Source organism: Rhodanobacter sp. DHG33 (assembly GCF_014843005.1).
GTDB lineage: Bacteria > Pseudomonadota > Gammaproteobacteria > Xanthomonadales > Rhodanobacteraceae > Rhodanobacter_A.
Genome location: NZ_JACYXM010000005.1, coordinates 38,402 through 53,611, shown reverse-complemented (window position 1 = coordinate 53,611; position 15,210 = coordinate 38,402). Strand labels below are relative to the sequence as shown.

The following is a 15,210-nucleotide window of genomic DNA, read 5'->3' as shown; positions in this document are numbered from 1 at the left end:
ATGAACGAACCCGGGCTGGTCAGGAGCGACGCCGAATGGCGCGCCGAATTGAGCCCCGAGCAGTATGCGGTATGCCGCTGCTCGGCCACCGAGCCGCCTTTCAGCGGCAAGTGGTATCGCCACCACGCCGAAGGAACCTACGTGTGCGCGGCCTGCCGCAGCGTACTGTTCGGTTCGGACAGCAAGTACGATTCCGGTTCCGGTTGGCCCAGCTTCTGGCAGCCGCTGATCCCGGCCGCGGTATCCAGCCACGACGACGACAGTCACGGTATGCGCCGCATCGAGGTGCGTTGCGCGCATTGCGACTCGCATCTTGGCCACCTGTTCCCTGACGGCCCGCGGCCTACCGGACTGCGCTATTGCATCAATTCGGCGGCGCTGGATTTCGTGCCGGAGTGAGCTTGGGGGATGATTTTTGCAATCATCGATGATTGCAGAATCAAACGGGCGGCCATCCTTGGCCGCACTGCTCAATCCATCAACGCTTCGACGTGCGCCGACGCGCTGGCCGCCAATGCGGCGAGGTCGTAGCCGCCTTCCAGCGTCGAGACCAGCCGGCCATCGGCATGGCGGTTCGCCAGCTCGACCAGCTTCGCGGTGATCCAGGCGTAGTCCTCGCTGCCCAGGCAGAGGTTGGCCAGCGGATCGCGCTGGTGCGCGTCGAAACCCGCCGACACCAGCACCAGCTGCGGCCTGAAGGCGTGCAGCCGCGGCAGTAGGTCGCCCTCCCATAGTTCGCGGAACAGGTAGGGGCCGTCGCCGGCCGACAGCGGGCGGTTGAGGATGTTGCCCTCGCCGCGCTCGTCCGGATGGCCGGTGCCCGGGTACAGCGGCATCTCGTGGCTGGAGGCGAACAGCACGCGTGGCTCGCGCCAGAAGATGTCCTGGGTGCCGTTGCCGTGGTGCACGTCGAAATCGGCGATGGCGACGCGTTTCAGCCCGTGCGCCGCCAGCGCATGGGCTGCGGCCACCGCCACGTTGTTGAACAGGCAGAAGCCCATCGCCGATTCGCGCGTGGCGTGATGGCCGGGCGGACGCACCGCGCAGAACGCGCGGCGCACGTGGCCGCCGTCGAGCACGGCATCCACCGCGGCCACCGCCGCGCCCGCCGCACGCAGAGCGGCCTCGGCGGAACCGGGCGAGAGCACGGTGTCCTCGTCCAGCCGCCGCGTTTCGCCTTCGGGCACGGCGGCGAGCATGCGTTCGACGTGGTCCGCCGCATGCACGCGCAGGAGTTGCTCGCGGCTGGCGCGCGGGGCTTCCACGCGATCCAGGGCGGCGTAGCGGTCGTGGTCGAGCGCGCGCAGCACGGCAGTCAGGCGAGCAGCCACCTCGGGATTGCCGGGGCCGTTGTCGTGCCCCAGGCAGGCGGGGTGCGTGTACAGCCGCAGCATGGCGGCTGCCTCAGCCGGCGGAGGGCTTGCGCCGCCGCTCGTGCTGCCACAGCACTTCGCCGTGGCCGCCGCTGCGGGCCAGCACGCGGCACAGCACGAACAGCAAGTCGGAAAGGCGGTTGAGGTAGCGCTGCGTCTGCGGGCGCACGTCGGGTTCGTCCCGGCGCAGCGCGATCACCTCGCGCTCGGCGCGGCGGCACACGGTACGCGCCAGATGGCAGCATGAAGCGGCCATGCCGCCGCCGGGCAGGATGAAGTCCTTCAGCGGCGGCAGCGGTTCGTTGAAGGCGTCCAGCACGCTTTCCAGCCGCGTGATGTCGGCATCCTCGATCATCGCCATGCCGGGGATGCACAGTTCGCCGCCGAGGTCGAACAGCTCGTGCTGGATCTGGGTCAGCGCCTCGCGTACCGCATCGTCCACGCCCGGGCAGGCCAGCACCATGCCGATGGTGCTGTTGAGCTCGTCCACGGTGCCGTAGGCGGCCACCCGCGGGGAGTCCTTCTGCACGCGCGAGCCGTCGCCCAGTCCCGTGCTGCCGTCGTCACCCGTACGCGTATAGATCTTGGAGAGGCGGTTGCCCACGTCAGTGCTTGGCGTGCGCGCCGTGCTGCGACAGGCGCGACAGCTGCACTGCCAGCACGTGCACCACCGCACCGAGTCCGACGTAGAGGGAAGTGCCGCCAAGGAAGGGCAGGTACCAGTCGCCGAGGTTGGCGAACCATGCGCCGAAGCTGCGCGGCGCCGGCACGCTGGCGCTGATCCAGTAGAAGCTGCCGTTGGAGATCAGGTAGCAAGCGCCTTCGGTGACGAGCAGCGCGGCGACGGCAAGGCCCAGCGTGCGCAGGTCGAGACCCGACTGCCGCTTCGCCAGCCAGCTGCCGCCCAGCCACAACGCGCCGTAGGACGGCACCAGGAACCAGTAGGCCGCCGAGACGCAGTAGTGGTCCCAGAAATTGATGCCCATGCCGGAGATGACGAAGTAATCCACCAGCACCGCCTCGGCCATCAGCAGCGGGAAGGCCCAGCGTCCCTGGCCGCGCAGCCAGAAGCCGGCGAGGAAGAACACGCCCCACGAGGCATCCCACAACGCGTGGTGCAGCAGCGAGGGATGGAAGCGGGTGACGCCCATCACCAGGGCCAAGGCCAGGAAGATGGCCAGGCGTCGGGTCGTTGTGGTTGCCATGTGTACTCCGTGCAGCGCAGCTGGATTCAGACGCACAGTTTAGCCCAAGAGCCCGCCCGCGAGCCCTGTGCCCATGCGGCTGGCGATGCTGGACAGGTTCCGGGGCAGCCGGCGCGATGCGATGGCGCGTATCATCCCGCGCATGAATTCCTCCGCATCTCCTGCTGGCGGCGTGCTGATCGTCGGCGGTGGCCTGGTCGGCGCCAGCCTCGCCATCGCGCTGGATGCCGCCGGCGTGGCCGCCACCCTGGTCGAAGCCGCCGCGCCGCGCGCCGACGCCCAGCCCAGTTACGACGAGCGCAACCTCGCGCTGGCCCGCGCCACCGTCAACGGCCTCGCCGCCATCGGCGTGTGGCCGTACGCCGCCGCGCAGGCCACGGCCATCCGCCATATCCACGTCAGCCGCGCCGGCGAGTTCGGCAGTGCACGCATCGATGCGGCCAGGCACGGCGTCGATGCGTTGGGCTGGACGCTGCCCGCGCGCGAACTGGGCGTGGCCCTGCTGCGCCGGCTGGATACCTGCACGCGGCTGACCCGACTCGCGCCCGCGAAACTGGAGGCGCTGGAAATGCAGGCCGTCGGCTGGCGCGCACGCATCCGTACCGCCGACGGCGAGCGAACGGTCGACGCCGCGCTGCTGGTGGGCGCTGACGGCACCGAATCCTTCGTGCGTGCGCAGCTGGGCATCGAAGCCGAGCGGCTCGATTACGAGCAGACCCTGTTCGTCGCCACCGTCACGCCCGAACGCGCCCACGCGGGCCGCGCCTTCGAGCGTTTCTCCGATCAAGGCCCGGTGGCGCTGCTGCCGCTGGCGCAGGGGCGCTGCGGGCTGGTGCTCACCGTGCCCGCCGAACAGGCCGATGCCGTGGCGGCCATGGACGACGATGCTTTCGCCGCGCTGGCGCAACAACGCTTCGGGTGGCGGCTGGGCCGCCTCGCGCGGCCCGGCAGACGCTATCCGTATGCGATCCATCGCGTAGCCGCGCGGCGGCTCACCGGCCCGCGCGCGGTGCTGGTGGGCAACGCGGCGCAGACCGTGCACCCCATCGGCGCGCAAGGTTTCAACCTCGGCCTGCGCGATGCGCTGACTCTCGCCGAGTTGGTCGCCGCGGCGGACGATCCCGGTGCTCCCGGCTTGCTTGAGCGCTACGCCGCACGGCGCGAACCGGACCGCGAGGGCACGATGGCGATGAGCCACGCCCTGGTGCGCCTGGCCTGCCTCGAACAGCCGATGCTCGCGCCGCTGCGCTCGCTGGCGCTGCTCGCCAATGACCGTTTCGCGCCCTTGCAGGACCGCCTGGCGCGGCACGGCATGGGCTTCCGCGGCGAACCGCCGCGCGCGGTGCTGGAGCGCCTGCCATGAGCGCCCCCGCCGAACGCCGGCGCGCACCTTCGCTGGACGTCGCCGTGGTCGGCGGCGGCATGGTGGGTGCTGCTGCCGCGCTGGCGCTGGCCAAAGCCGGCTTCGCCACCGCTTTGCTGGAGGCGCGTGCTCCGCAGCCCTGGAACGCCACCGACGAGGTGGACCTTCGCGTGGTGGGGCTGGCGCCGTCGTCGATCGCCTTGCTGGATGGGCTGGGCGTCTGGACGTCCATTCGCGAGTCGCGCTCCGGTCCCTACTCGCATATGCACGTGTGGGACGGCGAAAGCGGCGCGGCCATCGATTTCGACGCGGCGGACGAAGGCCGCGACCTGCTCGGCCACATCGTCGAGAACAGCCTGGTGCAGTGGGAACTCTGGCAGGCGCTGCAGTCCGCGGGCGTGCGCCGGCTGTGCCCTGCCGAAGTGCGTGGTTTCGAGGCGCGCGAGGATCGCGTGACGCTGGAACTGGCCGGCGGCGAAAGCCTGTCCGCGCGCCTGCTGGTGGCTGCCGACGGCGCCGCCTCGCCGTTGCGCGACATGGCCGGCATCGGCACCCGCGGTCACGACTACGCGCAGCGTGCGGTAGTGGCCCATGTCGTCACCGAGCGGGCGCACGAACGGACGGCGTGGCAACGTTTCCTGCCTACCGGCCCGCTGGCCCTGTTGCCGCTGGCCGACGGGCGCAGCTCCATCGTGTGGTCGTTGCCCGAGGACGAGGCGCAGCGCGTGTTGGCACTGGACGATGCCGGTTTCATGCAGGCGCTGGGTGTCGCCAGCGATTTCCGTTTGGGGCGGATCGTATCCACCACGAAACGCGCCGCTTTCCCGCTCAGGCTGCAGCTGGCGGAAAGTTATCAGGCCGAGCGCTTCGTGCTGCTGGGCGATGCCGCGCATGCCGTGCACCCGCTGGCCGGCCAGGGCGTGAACCTGGGCCTGCGCGACGTGGCCGAACTGCGCGACGCGCTGGTCGAAGCGCACGACGCCGGTCGCGATTTCGCCGCGCCGCACGTGCTGCGCCGCTATGCGCGCCGCCGGCGCAGCGCCGACACGCTGGACGCGCGCGGCTTCGATGCGCTGGCGCGCATTTATGCGTGGCAGGCGCCGCCGCTGGTCGCCGCGCGGGGCATCGGCGTACGTCTGCTCGACCGGCTGGCGCCGCTGAAGCGCCGCATCGCGCGACATGCCGCCGGACTTTGATGCTTTCTTTTGGCGTTCGTCCGTGAACGCGGAAATCAAACGGGCGGCATCCTTGGCCGCACTCTTCACGAAAAGCCGCTACTAGCCGAGTCTCGCCGCTAATCAGGTTTCATATGAGGGAGGGTTACGCCATGCGCCACATCCGTTGTCTTGCCGCATTCCTGCTTGCCGGTTTCGCCTTCGCCGCACAGGCGAAGATGGTGCAGCGCCCGGTGGAGTGGACCCAGGGCGGCACGCGCTTCCACAGCGTGCTGGTCTACGACGACGCCAGCGGCGCGAAACGCCCCGGCCTGGTGATGGTGCCGAACTGGTTCGGCGTGAACGACGAGGCGATCAAGAAGGCGGAAATGATCGCGGGCAAGGATTACGTGATCCTGCTCACCGACATGTACGGCGCCAACGTGCGCCCGCAACTGGACAACGACGCGCAGGCGCAGGCTGCCGTCAAGCCGCTGTACGCGAACCGCGCGTTGATGCGCTCGCGCATCAACGAGGCGCTGGCGCAGCTCAGGCTGCAGGCGAAGGATGCGCCCATCGATACCGCCAGGCTCGCCGCGATCGGCTTCTGCTTCGGCGGTGCAGCGGTGCTGGACCTGGCCCGCAGCGGTGCCGACGTCGCTGCGGTGGCGTCCTTCCATGGCGACCTCTCCACCGACGATGCGTCGATGGCGAAACACATCAAGGCCCGCGTGCTGGCGATGAACGGCGCCGACGACACGTGGACGATGAAGGACGCCGACAAGTTCATGGACGAGATGCGCCAGAGCCCTGCCGCCTGGCAGTTCGTGGTGCTGGGCCACGCGGTGCATTGCTTCACCGAGGAAGGCGAGAATGCGCCCGGCTGCAAGTACGACGCGAAGGCAGCGGCGCGTTCCTATCGCTTGATGCATGCGTGGCTGGACGAGGCGTTTGCGGGACGCGATTGATCGCTTCGCTGGATCGCCTGCCGGCGGCGCGGCTTCGCTGGCAGGCGTTTAAGGCGTGGCTTCGTGGGGGCGGCGGCCCGATGGCGCGCTCAAATGCACCAGGCGCAGGCAGCCGATCAGAAGCGCCAGCGCACCCGGCTCGCAGTTGTAGAGCTGCAGCGCGAACGCTCCCAGCGCAGCGGCCAGCCATGCCAGCGCCCGTGTGCGGCGCAGCAGCGAGAGCGCGGCGACGATGACGGCGGCAATGCCGTAAACCTCGTAGAGAAAGCCCATCACCAGCGCCTGCCGCAGCGGGCACCAGGCAGGCGCCTGTGTCGAGGTGCACAGATCCGCCAGCGCGGGCTGCTCGATCAGGCCGTAGCGCAGCCATGCGGCGCCGAGGCCGACCAGCGCGATCAGCAGCCAGGGAATCAACGCGCGTATTTTCATCCGTGGTCTCCGTGGGACATCGGCAGCCGGATTTCCGCCGCCAGCGCGAGATGGTCGGAGAACGCCTGTGGCAGTGTCCATACTTTTTCCACTGCCACCGTGGACGAGGTGAGGATGTGATCAAGCGCCCGCTTCGGTTTCCAGCTCGGGAAAGTAGGCGTGGCCTGCACGGGCGGCTGCAGCCGCGAGCGCGCGAACAGCTGGCGCATCTCCGGACTCCCCACGTCGGTGTTGAGGTCGCCCATCAGCACGGCATGCGGATGGTCTTCGAGGATCTCCGCGATGAAGCCCAGTTGCCGCGTGCGCGTGAGGGCACCCAGCGAGAGGTGGGCGATGATCACGGTCAGCGCATGTTCGCCGGTACCGAAACGCACCAGCAGCGCGCCGCGTCCGCGGCCGGGCAGCGGATAGTCCAGCACCGTGCTGGGTTCGATGCGGCTGATGAGGCCGTTGGCGGTGTGCGACAGGCCCGCCACCGGCCGGTTCGGCTGGTGGCTCCAGAACGGCATGCCGGCGGCTTCGGCGAGATAGCGCGTCTGGTTGAGGAAGCCGGAACGCAGGCTGCCGGCATCGGCTTCCTGCAGGCCGATCACGTCGAACTGCGGCAGCAGCGCGGCGAGACGGTCGAGATTGTCGATCTTGCGGCGTCCCGGCAGCACGGCGGTGAGGCTGCGGGTGACGTATTCGCTGTAACGCTGCACGCTGGCGCCGGCGAGGATGTTGCAGCTCAGCAGGCGCAGCTGGCGTTTGGCGTGGAGGGGAGCGGTACGTTCCATGGGGCCGTGTACGGTACACGCACAAGGCCGCAGCGGACGTGAACGTCCGTTGCGGCTCCTGTCGGGGGGATTACTTGCCGGCCTTGTTCGCCGCGTCCAGTTCGCGCTTGGCCAGCCACTGCGCCACTTTGGACAGCTCGTCCAGCGTCTTCACCTGCGTCACGCGGTACTTGCCGTCGATCACGAGCGTAGGCGTCCCGTCCACGCCCCATTTCCGGATCAGGTCCAGGTCGGCCTTCAGCTTGGCGGTCGCTTCCGGCGAGTTGGCGAGGCGCATGAACTCGGCCCGGTTCACGCCCTGGCTGGCGTAGAAGTCGGCGAGGTCGTCCAGCGAGTTCATCGGATAGTTCTGGACGAACTTTGCCTGGAACAGCTGGAGGTGCGTGCGATCCACCACGCCCAGCTTGTCCGCGGCGTAGTAGGCGCGTGCGAACGGCAGCCACTCGTCGCTGAAGGGCGCGGGCACCAGTTCGAACTTCACGCCGGGCGGCAGCGATTTCTTCAGCTTCTCGGCGATGGGCGAGAACTCGGCGCAGTGGATGCAGGCATAGGAGAACACCTCGGCCACTTCCACCTTGCCCTCGCTGCTGTAGCGCTGGTACGGCGCCGGCAGGGTCACGTATTGGTCACCCTCGGTGTACGGCGCCGAGGCGCTGGTGCTGGATTGCGCGGTGCAGGCAGCCGTCAGCAGAAGGCCGGCGAACAGGGTCAAGGTGCGCAGGGAGGCGAGATGCTTCATCGGTGAGTGCTCGGCAAGACGGTAGGGATGCGATGCGCCGGCTTACTTGCCGGCGGCTTCCTTGGCGACCAGCCACTGGATCACCTGGATCGTGCGCTGCGCCCCGCCTGCGTCGTGCGGCGAGACGCGGTACTTGCCATCGACCACGAGGTTGGGGGTTTCGTTCACGCCGTAGGCCTTCTGCATGTCGTCGGCCTGCTTCATCTTGGTGTTCACCGAGAAGGAGTTGGCCACCGCCACGAACTCCTTGGGATCGACGCCGAACTTGGCATAGAACTTGGCGATGTCCTCGATCGTGGGCCACGCGCCCTTGGGCTTGGGCTGGCCGGTGGAAAGGTCGTAGGTGGCCGTTTCGCCGGTCTTCCAGGTGGCGTCGTAGAACGCGTCGTGGGCCTTGGCGCGCACGCCCAGCGCCTCGGCGGCGAAGTACGCGCGCTGGTAGACCACCCAGTTTTCGTCGGGGCGCATCGACGAGGGCAGGTAGTGCACCACGGCGTTCGCGGGCAGGCTCTTCTCGATCTGGTCCATGAAGCCGTGGAAGGCGTTGCAGGCCGGGCAGGCGTAGGAGAACACCTCCAGCACCTCGATCTTGTCGGTGGGGATGTACTTGGGCTGGGCCGGGTCGATGCGGTAGTAATCCTTGCCTTCGACGAACTGGCCGTTGTCCACGAAGGGCAGGGCCGAGGCCGCGGGCTTGGCGGCGGCCGTCGCCGTGGCTGCCGCGGCCGGTGCGGCGGCGCTGGCGCTCGCAGCCGGTTGGGCGGCTGCAGTGCTGGCCGGTGCCGGCGCAGTCGCGGCAGGCTTGGCGGCGGAGCTAGTGGCCGCAGGCGTGCTCGGCGCCGCGGTGCCGTTGTCGGAGGATTGGCCGCAGGCGGTCAGCGCCAGCAGGGCGGCGCACAGGAACGGCAGACGCTTCAACATGGAATTACCTCGGGGTGGGTAGAGCAATGGCAGGCTCCGGCCGCGGCCGGTGCCGCCGTAGTCGTCGATCAGGGAGTGGCGGAAGGCTGTGGCAGGTCGCCGGCGGTGGCGGGGTGCAGGCCTTCGATGTAGCTGGCCACGGCGGTGATGTCGCCGGCGTCCAGCTTCTGGGCGATGCCGGGCATGATCTGCGAGTGCGCATCCGTGCCCCAGGCGCCGCCGTCGTGCCAGGCCTTCAGCACGGATTCGATGTACTGGGCATGCTGGCTCGCCAGTTGCGGAAACTCCGCGCCGGGATTGCCGCGGCCGTCGATGCTATGGCAGGCCATGCAGGCAGGGATGCCGCGCTTCACGTCGCCCTCGCGGAACAGTTGCTGGCCGTGCTCGACCAGCGCCTGGTCGGCCACGCCGGGCAGCGCGGTCTTGCTGGCGAAGTACGCGCCGATGTCGTGCATGTCCTGTTCGGACAGCGGCGTGGCCATGCCCAGCATGATCGGGTTCTGGCGCTTGCCGCTCTTGAAGTTCTCGAGCTGGTGGGCGATGTACTGCTCGCTCTGGCCGGCCAGCTTGGGGTACTGCGGGTCGGTGGAGTTGCCGTCCATGCCATGGCAGGCACCGCAGGCGGCGGCCTTGCCCTGGCCCGCGGTGGCATCGCCCGGCTTGGTCGCCGTCTCGGCAGTGGCCGCGGCAGCGGCGGGTGCCGGCGCGGCCGAAGCGGCGGCGGCAGGATGGGCGGTCGTAGCGGCCTTGGCCGGTGCGGACTGCGCCATCGCCGCACCCGCGGTCAAGGCGAAGAGCAGGGCTGCGGCGGAGCCCAACGCAGCGGGTCGAAAACCTGCGAACCGAAAACCCATACACTTCCCCTCTCAGAAACTGTCGAAGGCTGCCATCGCCGGTCGGTATCGGCGCCACGGGCAGAAACCATCGGATTATCCCCATGCCTTCGCGCTCCGGTCAAACCATGTCCAATCCACTGCAAGGCGCGCATTTCGTACTCGCCGCCCACCGCGTCAACCAACTACCCGCCGATCAAGGTGCCGAGGTGGCGTTCGCCGGCCGTTCCAATGCGGGCAAGTCCAGCGCGCTCAACGCGCTGACTGGCCACAAGGGGCTGGCGCGCACCTCCAAGACCCCGGGCCGTACCCAGCAGATGGTGGCGTTCGCGCTGCCGCCGCTGGTGCAGGGCGCAGGCGAGGCGCCGCTAGTCGCGCGCCTGATCGACCTGCCCGGCTACGGCTACGCCAAGGTGCCCGAGGAACTGCGCGCGCACTGGAGGCAGGAAATCGACGTTTACCTGCATCGCCGGCAAAGCCTGCGCGGCGTGGTGCTGATCGCCGACATCCGCCATCCGCTCAAGGAGTTCGACCGGATGATGCTGGACTTCTGCTTCGCCACTGGTCTGCCTTGCCACCTCCTGCTGACCAAGGCCGACAAGCTGTCGCGCAACCAGGCCGCGCAGGCGCTGGCGGCGATGCGCGAGAGTTTCCCGGACGGCCTGCATGCCACCGCGCAGGTGTTTTCCTCGCCCGCCGGTACCGGCGTGGGGGATGCGCGCGAGCGCGTGGCGGAATTGCTGCGCACGCCGCGCGGGTGATGCCGGCGGAGCGAAGTGCGCGGCTAGGCCGCCAGGTGCTCCATGAACACCGCGCACAGCGCCTCCATGCCGGCGCGGTCGTCGGCGTCGAAGCGCGCGATCACCGGGCTGTCCACGTCCCATACGCCCAGCAGGCTGCCGTCGGCCTTCACCAGCGGCACCACGATTTCCGATTGCGAGGCAGCGTCGCAGGCGATGTGGCCGTCGAAGGCGTTGACGTCGCGCACCAGCTGGGTCTGCCCTGTCTGCGCTGCGGTACCGCACACGCCCTTGCCCAGCGCGATGCGGATGCAGGCGGGCTTGCCCTGGAACGGGCCGACCACCAGCTCGGTGCCGTCGTACAGGTAGAAGCCGCACCAGTTGAGGTCGGGCAGGCTGTGGAACACCAGGGCGGAAAAGTTCGCCGCGTTCGCGACCAGGTTGCTTTCGCCGGCGAGCAGGCCGCGCGCCTGTTGCGCGAGGTCGGCGTAATGCTCGTGCTTGCTGGTGGCGTGGTTGGTCTTGATTTCGAACATGACGGAGCGGCCCGGTTGTTGCAGACTGATGCGACAAGATGGGATATCGACGGCTTACGCACAAGGGGAATCGCATGAGTGGGCAGCGTGAGACGGCACGGGAAGGGCGCATCGAGGCGCACCGGCTGGACGGTTTCATCGATGCCGTCTTCGCTTTCGCGGTAAGCGTGCTGGCGATCGCGGGCGCCGAGGTTCCACACAGCCTGCACGACCTGATGGTGGCGCTGAGCCGGATCCCCGCCTTTGCCTGCAGTTTCGCGACGCTGATGCTGTTCTGGCACCGGCATGTGCAATGGCGCGACCGGTTCCGCACGCACGACACCTTCAGCATCGTGCTGAGCCTGGCGCTGGTGTTCTTCGCCCTGATCTTCGTGTATCCGCTCGATATGCTGTTCTCGTCGATGTTCAACGCGATTTACGCGGCCTTCGCGCACGCGGACATGCCCGAGGCGCCCCAGATCACCAGCGTTTCGCAGGTGAAGGCGCTCTACATCTGTTATGGCCTGGCCTACGGCTGCATGGCAGGCTGCCTGGCCTGCCTGTACCGGCACAGCATCCGGCGCATGCAGGGCGGACGCGTGGAGCACATCGAGGCGCGGGAGGTCTATTACATCCAGCTGGGCTCGATGCTGGTGGCGCTGATTTCGCTGGTGGCAGCGTTGGTTCTACCGGTCAGCGGGGCCTGGAGCGCAGTGCCCGGATGCCTCTACGCGCTGCTGACGGCGGTGTACTGGATCACGGGCAACTGGTCGCGCCGGGAGCTGGCGCGCGCGGCATGACGGCTGCCGCATGGTTCATCGCCGGCACCGACACCGGCATTGGCAAGACGCATGCCGCCTGCACGCTGTTGCATGCCTTGCGTGCGGCGGATCTTCGCGCCACCGGCATGAAGCCGGTCGCCAGCGGCTGCATGGAAACGGCGCACGGCCTGCGGAACGAAGACGCGCTGGCCTTGCGCGACGCCAGCAGCGCACCGTTGCCGCCGTACGAGCACAGCAACCCGGTGGCGCTGCGCGATGCCTTGTCGCCGCACCTCGCGGCGGCGCATGAGGGCGCGACGATCGCGTTGCCGCCCCTGCGCACTGCGTTCGATGTGCTGTGCGCCGGGCACGATGCCGTGGTGGTGGAAGGCGTGGGCGGCTGGCGGGTGCCGCTGGCACCGGGTCTGTTCGCCTCCGACATTCCCGGGCAATGGGGCTTGCCGGTGATCCTGGTGGTGGGTTTGCGGCTGGGCTGCCTCAACCATGCGCTGCTCAGCGCGGAGGCGGTGCGCGCCGATGGCTGCCGGCTTGCCGGGTGGATCGCCAACCGCGTCGATCCCGCGATGGAGGCGGTGGAGGAGAATCTCGCCACCCTGCGCGAGCTTTTGCCTGCGCCCTGCCTCGGCGTGTTGCCATATGGCGTGGCGCCGGCGCAGGCTTTCACGGAAATCGAACTCACCGTCCTGGCAAGCTGAGTTCACAAGGAGGGTCCATGAGCAGCCGCAACCACTATTACCTCACCATCGCCGACCTCGTGCATGCGCGCGGCAGCGATGCGGCCTTGAGCTGGGATGGTGCCGGCCCCGCCGATTTCGCCGCCGCCCTGCAGGAGGCGCTGCGCACCCGCACGTTGTTCGAGCGCTGGCAGGCGGCGCAGCCGGATCCGGACGCAGTCGATCCGTCGCTGGGCACCACCGATACGCAGGCACAGGTGCAGGCACGTGTGGTCGACCTGCACGTCGAGGCGGATGTGCTCACCAGCCTGCCGATGGGCCTGCTGCGCCAGCGCCTGAACTGGCTGATCGGCTCGGCGTGGCAGTTGCGCGACGTGCGTCCCGCCTGATCCGCGCCCGCCGTTTTCGCTGCGCTGCGGCTGGCGGAGCCGCGGCGCTGTCGTTACATTCGGCGGCCAGTTTCTTTTCTGTTCGCGCCTCGCGCGCACCCATCGGGAATTTCGCATGCTTCGCTTACGCACTCTCGTGATCGCCACCAGCATCGTCCTCGCCGCCTGCTCGCAGGGTTCGAACGAAGGCAGCCAGCCGGCGCCGGCTTCCACCGCACCGGCCAAGCCCGCGAGCGCCGCCGCGCCGGTGGCCGATGCGAACGCCGCCAATCCGTTCTTCGCTGCCAGCACGCTGCCGTTCCAGGCGCCGCTGTTCGACAAGATCAAGGACAGCGACTACCAGCCGGCGATCGAGAAGGGGATGGCCGACCAGCTCGCCGAATGGCAGAAGATCGCCGACGACTCCGACGCGCCCACCTTCGAGAACACCTACGTGGCGCTGGAGAAGAGCGGTGCGCTGCTCACCCGCGTGCTGGAGACGTTCAACGGTGTCACTTCGGCCAACACCGACGACACCCTGCAGAAGGTGCAGGAGGAAGAGGCGCCCAAGCTTGCCGCACACATGGACGCGCTGTACCTCGACGGCAAGCTGTTCGACCGCGTGCAGAAGGTGTACGACGCGCGCGCCACGCTCAACCTCGATCCCGAATCGCTGCGCCTGGTCGAAGTGACCTACCGCCAGTTCGTGCACAACGGCGCCAAGCTGTCCGATGCCGACAAGGCCAAGCTGAAAGCGCTCAACCAGCAGGAATCCACGCTGGAAGCGCAGTTCAACAACAAGCTGCTCGCCGCCGCGAAGGACGGTGCGTTGGTGGTGGACGACAAGGCCAAGCTGGCCGGGCTGTCGGACGAGGACATTGCCGCCGCCGCGCAGGCCGCGAAGGATCGCGGGCTGGCCGGCAAGTGGGTGATCGTGCTGCAGAACACCACGCAGCAGCCGGCGCTGCAGTCCCTGAGCGACCGCGACACCCGCAAGGCGCTGTTCGAGGCCTCGTGGAACCGCGCCGAGAAGGGCAACGCCGACGACACGCGCGACATCATCGAGCAGCTCGCGCAGCTGCGCGCGCAGGAGGCCAAGTTGCTGGGCTTCCCGAACTACGCCGCGTGGACGCTGCAGGACCAGATGGCGAAGACGCCGGAAGCGGCGATGGGCTTCATGGAAAAGCTAGCGCCCGCCGCCGTGGCCCGCGCCAAGCAGGAGGCCGCCGAGATCCAGGCGCAGATCGACAAGGACCAGGCCGCGCTGCACCAGCCCACCTTCAAGCTGGAGCCGTGGGATTGGCAGTACTACGCCGAGCAGGTGCGCAAGGCCAAGTACGACCTCGACGAATCGCAGATCAAGCCGTATTTCGAGTTGAACAACGTGCTGCAGAACGGCGTGTTCTATGCCGCCAACCAGCTCTACGGCCTCACCTTCAAGGAGCGCCATGACATTCCGGTGTACAACCCGGACGTGCGCGTGTTCGAAGTGTTCGACAAGGACGGCAAGTCGCTGGCGCTGTGGTACTGCGACTACTTCAAGCGCGACAACAAGAACGGCGGCGCTTGGATGGACAACTTCGTCGGCCAGTCTAAGCTGCTGGGCACCAAGCCGGTGATCTACAACGTCGCCAACTTCACCAAGCCTGCGGCGGGCCAGCCGGCGCTGCTGTCGTGGGACGACGTGGTCACCATGTTCCACGAGTTCGGCCACGCCCTGCACGGTATGTTCGCCGACGAGCAGTACCCCACCCTGTCCGGCACCGCCACCGCGCGCGACTTCGTGGAGTTCCCCTCGCAGTTCAACGAGCACTGGGCCAGCAATTCCAAAGTGTTCGCGAACTTCGCCAAGAACTACCAGACCGGTGCGCCGATGCCGCAGCCGCTGGTGGACAAGATGCAGAAGGCCGGCAAGTTCAACAGTGGCTACGCCATGACCGAACTGGTGGCCGCCGCCATGCTCGACATGAACTGGCATATGCTCGGCGCCGACGCGCCCAAGCAGGATACGGACAAGTTCGAGGCCGCGTCGCTGAAGAAGGACGGCGTTGACCTCAGCTACGTGCCGCCGCGCTACCGTTCCAGCTACTTCCTGCACATCTGGAGCAACGGCTATTCCGCCGGCTACTACGCTTACCTGTGGACGCAGATGCTGGCCGACGATGCCTTCGTGAACTTCAAGGAACACGGTGGCCTCACCGCCGAGAACGGCCAGCGCTTCCGCGACATGATCCTCTCGCGCGGCAATACCGTGGAACTGTCCAAGCTCTACAAGGACTGGCGCGGCCAGGATCCCAGCATCGAGCCGATGCTGGAGAACCGTGGCCTGAAGGATGCGCCGAAGAAGTAAATCGACGCGTTCCGCTCCAC

The 15,210-nt window shown here is 68.2% G+C and carries 18 protein-coding genes; 9 read left to right on the top strand and 9 right to left on the bottom strand.

Annotated elements, in window-relative coordinates:
* On the top strand, positions 1-399 hold the full coding sequence (msrB, locus tag IHE46_RS10830) for a peptide-methionine (R)-S-oxide reductase MsrB (RefSeq protein ID WP_192164663.1): 399 nt from the start codon (positions 1-3) through the stop codon (positions 397-399).
* 71 nt (positions 400-470) lie between these two features.
* On the opposite strand, the gene IHE46_RS10825 is transcribed toward msrB, so the two are convergent.
* From IHE46_RS10825 to IHE46_RS10815, 3 genes are read right to left on the bottom strand one after another with little or no spacing between them, the layout of a single operon-like run.
* A complete protein-coding gene (locus IHE46_RS10825; protein WP_225563007.1) occupies positions 471-1,391 on the bottom strand; it encodes a histone deacetylase family protein in 921 nt (306 codons plus the stop codon).
* Between the two features lie 13 nt (positions 1,392-1,404).
* Positions 1,405-1,977 carry a cob(I)yrinic acid a,c-diamide adenosyltransferase gene (locus IHE46_RS10820; protein ID WP_192164661.1) on the bottom strand — a complete coding sequence of 191 codons (573 nt, stop codon included), beginning with the start codon at positions 1,975-1,977 and terminating at the stop codon, positions 1,405-1,407.
* Position 1,978: 1 nt separating this feature from the next.
* Positions 1,979-2,578, bottom strand: coding sequence for a hypothetical protein (locus IHE46_RS10815; protein WP_192164660.1), 600 nt, complete (start codon positions 2,576-2,578; stop codon positions 1,979-1,981).
* A gap of 142 nt (positions 2,579-2,720) precedes the next feature.
* On the opposite strand from IHE46_RS10815, the gene ubiH reads away from it, so the two are divergent.
* The 3 genes from ubiH to IHE46_RS10800 all read left to right on the top strand — a co-directional run bounded on the left by ubiH (position 2,721) and on the right by IHE46_RS10800 (position 6,063).
* Positions 2,721-3,941 (top strand): 2-octaprenyl-6-methoxyphenyl hydroxylase, encoded by a 1,221-nt coding sequence (ubiH, locus tag IHE46_RS10810; protein ID WP_192164815.1) that lies wholly within the window; start codon positions 2,721-2,723, stop codon positions 3,939-3,941.
* Positions 3,938-5,137 carry a UbiH/UbiF/VisC/COQ6 family ubiquinone biosynthesis hydroxylase gene (locus IHE46_RS10805; RefSeq protein WP_192164659.1) on the top strand — a complete coding sequence of 400 codons (1,200 nt, stop codon included), beginning with the start codon at positions 3,938-3,940 and terminating at the stop codon, positions 5,135-5,137. Before ubiH ends, IHE46_RS10805 begins: the two co-directional genes overlap by 4 nt.
* Positions 5,138-5,268: 131 nt before the next feature.
* The gene (locus IHE46_RS10800) at positions 5,269-6,063 is read left to right on the top strand and encodes a dienelactone hydrolase family protein (protein ID WP_192164658.1); all 795 of its coding nucleotides are present in this window, start codon (positions 5,269-5,271) and stop codon (positions 6,061-6,063) included.
* 48 nt (positions 6,064-6,111) lie between these two features.
* On the opposite strand, the gene IHE46_RS10795 is transcribed toward IHE46_RS10800, so the two are convergent.
* The 5 genes from IHE46_RS10795 to IHE46_RS10775 all read right to left on the bottom strand — a co-directional run bounded on the left by IHE46_RS10795 (position 6,112) and on the right by IHE46_RS10775 (position 9,782).
* Positions 6,112-6,492: a hypothetical protein gene (locus IHE46_RS10795; RefSeq protein ID WP_192164657.1), complete on the bottom strand. Its 381-nt coding sequence runs from the start codon at positions 6,490-6,492 to the stop codon at positions 6,112-6,114.
* Complete coding sequence (locus IHE46_RS10790; RefSeq protein WP_192164656.1) at positions 6,489-7,268, bottom strand: endonuclease/exonuclease/phosphatase family protein; 780 nt, start codon at positions 7,266-7,268, stop codon at positions 6,489-6,491. Before IHE46_RS10790 ends, IHE46_RS10795 begins: the two co-directional genes overlap by 4 nt.
* A 70-nt stretch (positions 7,269-7,338) precedes the next feature.
* Entirely contained in the window at positions 7,339-8,007 is a 669-nt protein-coding gene (locus IHE46_RS10785; RefSeq protein WP_192164655.1) for a thiol:disulfide interchange protein DsbA/DsbL, read from the bottom strand.
* 42 nt (positions 8,008-8,049) lie between these two features.
* The gene (locus tag IHE46_RS10780; RefSeq protein WP_192164654.1) at positions 8,050-8,928 is read right to left on the bottom strand and encodes a thiol:disulfide interchange protein DsbA/DsbL; all 879 of its coding nucleotides are present in this window, start codon (positions 8,926-8,928) and stop codon (positions 8,050-8,052) included.
* Positions 8,929-8,996: 68 nt separating this feature from the next.
* The gene (locus IHE46_RS10775) at positions 8,997-9,782 is read right to left on the bottom strand and encodes a c-type cytochrome (protein ID WP_192164653.1); all 786 of its coding nucleotides are present in this window, start codon (positions 9,780-9,782) and stop codon (positions 8,997-8,999) included.
* Between the two features lie 107 nt (positions 9,783-9,889).
* On the opposite strand from IHE46_RS10775, the gene yihA reads away from it, so the two are divergent.
* Positions 9,890-10,522: a ribosome biogenesis GTP-binding protein YihA/YsxC gene (yihA, locus tag IHE46_RS10770; RefSeq protein WP_192164652.1), complete on the top strand. Its 633-nt coding sequence runs from the start codon at positions 9,890-9,892 to the stop codon at positions 10,520-10,522.
* Positions 10,523-10,545: 23 nt separating this feature from the next.
* Here yihA and IHE46_RS10765 read toward each other — a convergent pair whose 3' ends face one another.
* Positions 10,546-11,037 carry a GAF domain-containing protein gene (locus IHE46_RS10765; RefSeq protein ID WP_192164651.1) on the bottom strand — a complete coding sequence of 164 codons (492 nt, stop codon included), beginning with the start codon at positions 11,035-11,037 and terminating at the stop codon, positions 10,546-10,548.
* A 74-nt stretch (positions 11,038-11,111) separates the two neighbouring features.
* Between IHE46_RS10765 and IHE46_RS10760 the strand changes: the two genes are divergently transcribed.
* The 4 genes from IHE46_RS10760 (at position 11,112) to dcp (ending at position 15,190) form a co-directional block, all read left to right on the top strand.
* Complete coding sequence (locus IHE46_RS10760; RefSeq protein WP_192164650.1) at positions 11,112-11,816, top strand: TMEM175 family protein; 705 nt, start codon at positions 11,112-11,114, stop codon at positions 11,814-11,816.
* Positions 11,813-12,493 (top strand): dethiobiotin synthase, encoded by a 681-nt coding sequence (gene bioD, locus IHE46_RS10755; RefSeq protein WP_192164649.1) that lies wholly within the window; start codon positions 11,813-11,815, stop codon positions 12,491-12,493. Before IHE46_RS10760 ends, bioD begins: the two co-directional genes overlap by 4 nt.
* Positions 12,494-12,510: 17 nt before the next feature.
* Complete coding sequence (locus IHE46_RS10750) at positions 12,511-12,861, top strand: hypothetical protein (RefSeq protein WP_192164648.1); 351 nt, start codon at positions 12,511-12,513, stop codon at positions 12,859-12,861.
* Between the two features lie 115 nt (positions 12,862-12,976).
* The gene (gene dcp, locus IHE46_RS10745; protein ID WP_192164647.1) at positions 12,977-15,190 is read left to right on the top strand and encodes a peptidyl-dipeptidase Dcp; all 2,214 of its coding nucleotides are present in this window, start codon (positions 12,977-12,979) and stop codon (positions 15,188-15,190) included.
* Positions 15,191-15,210: the final 20 nt, after the last annotated feature.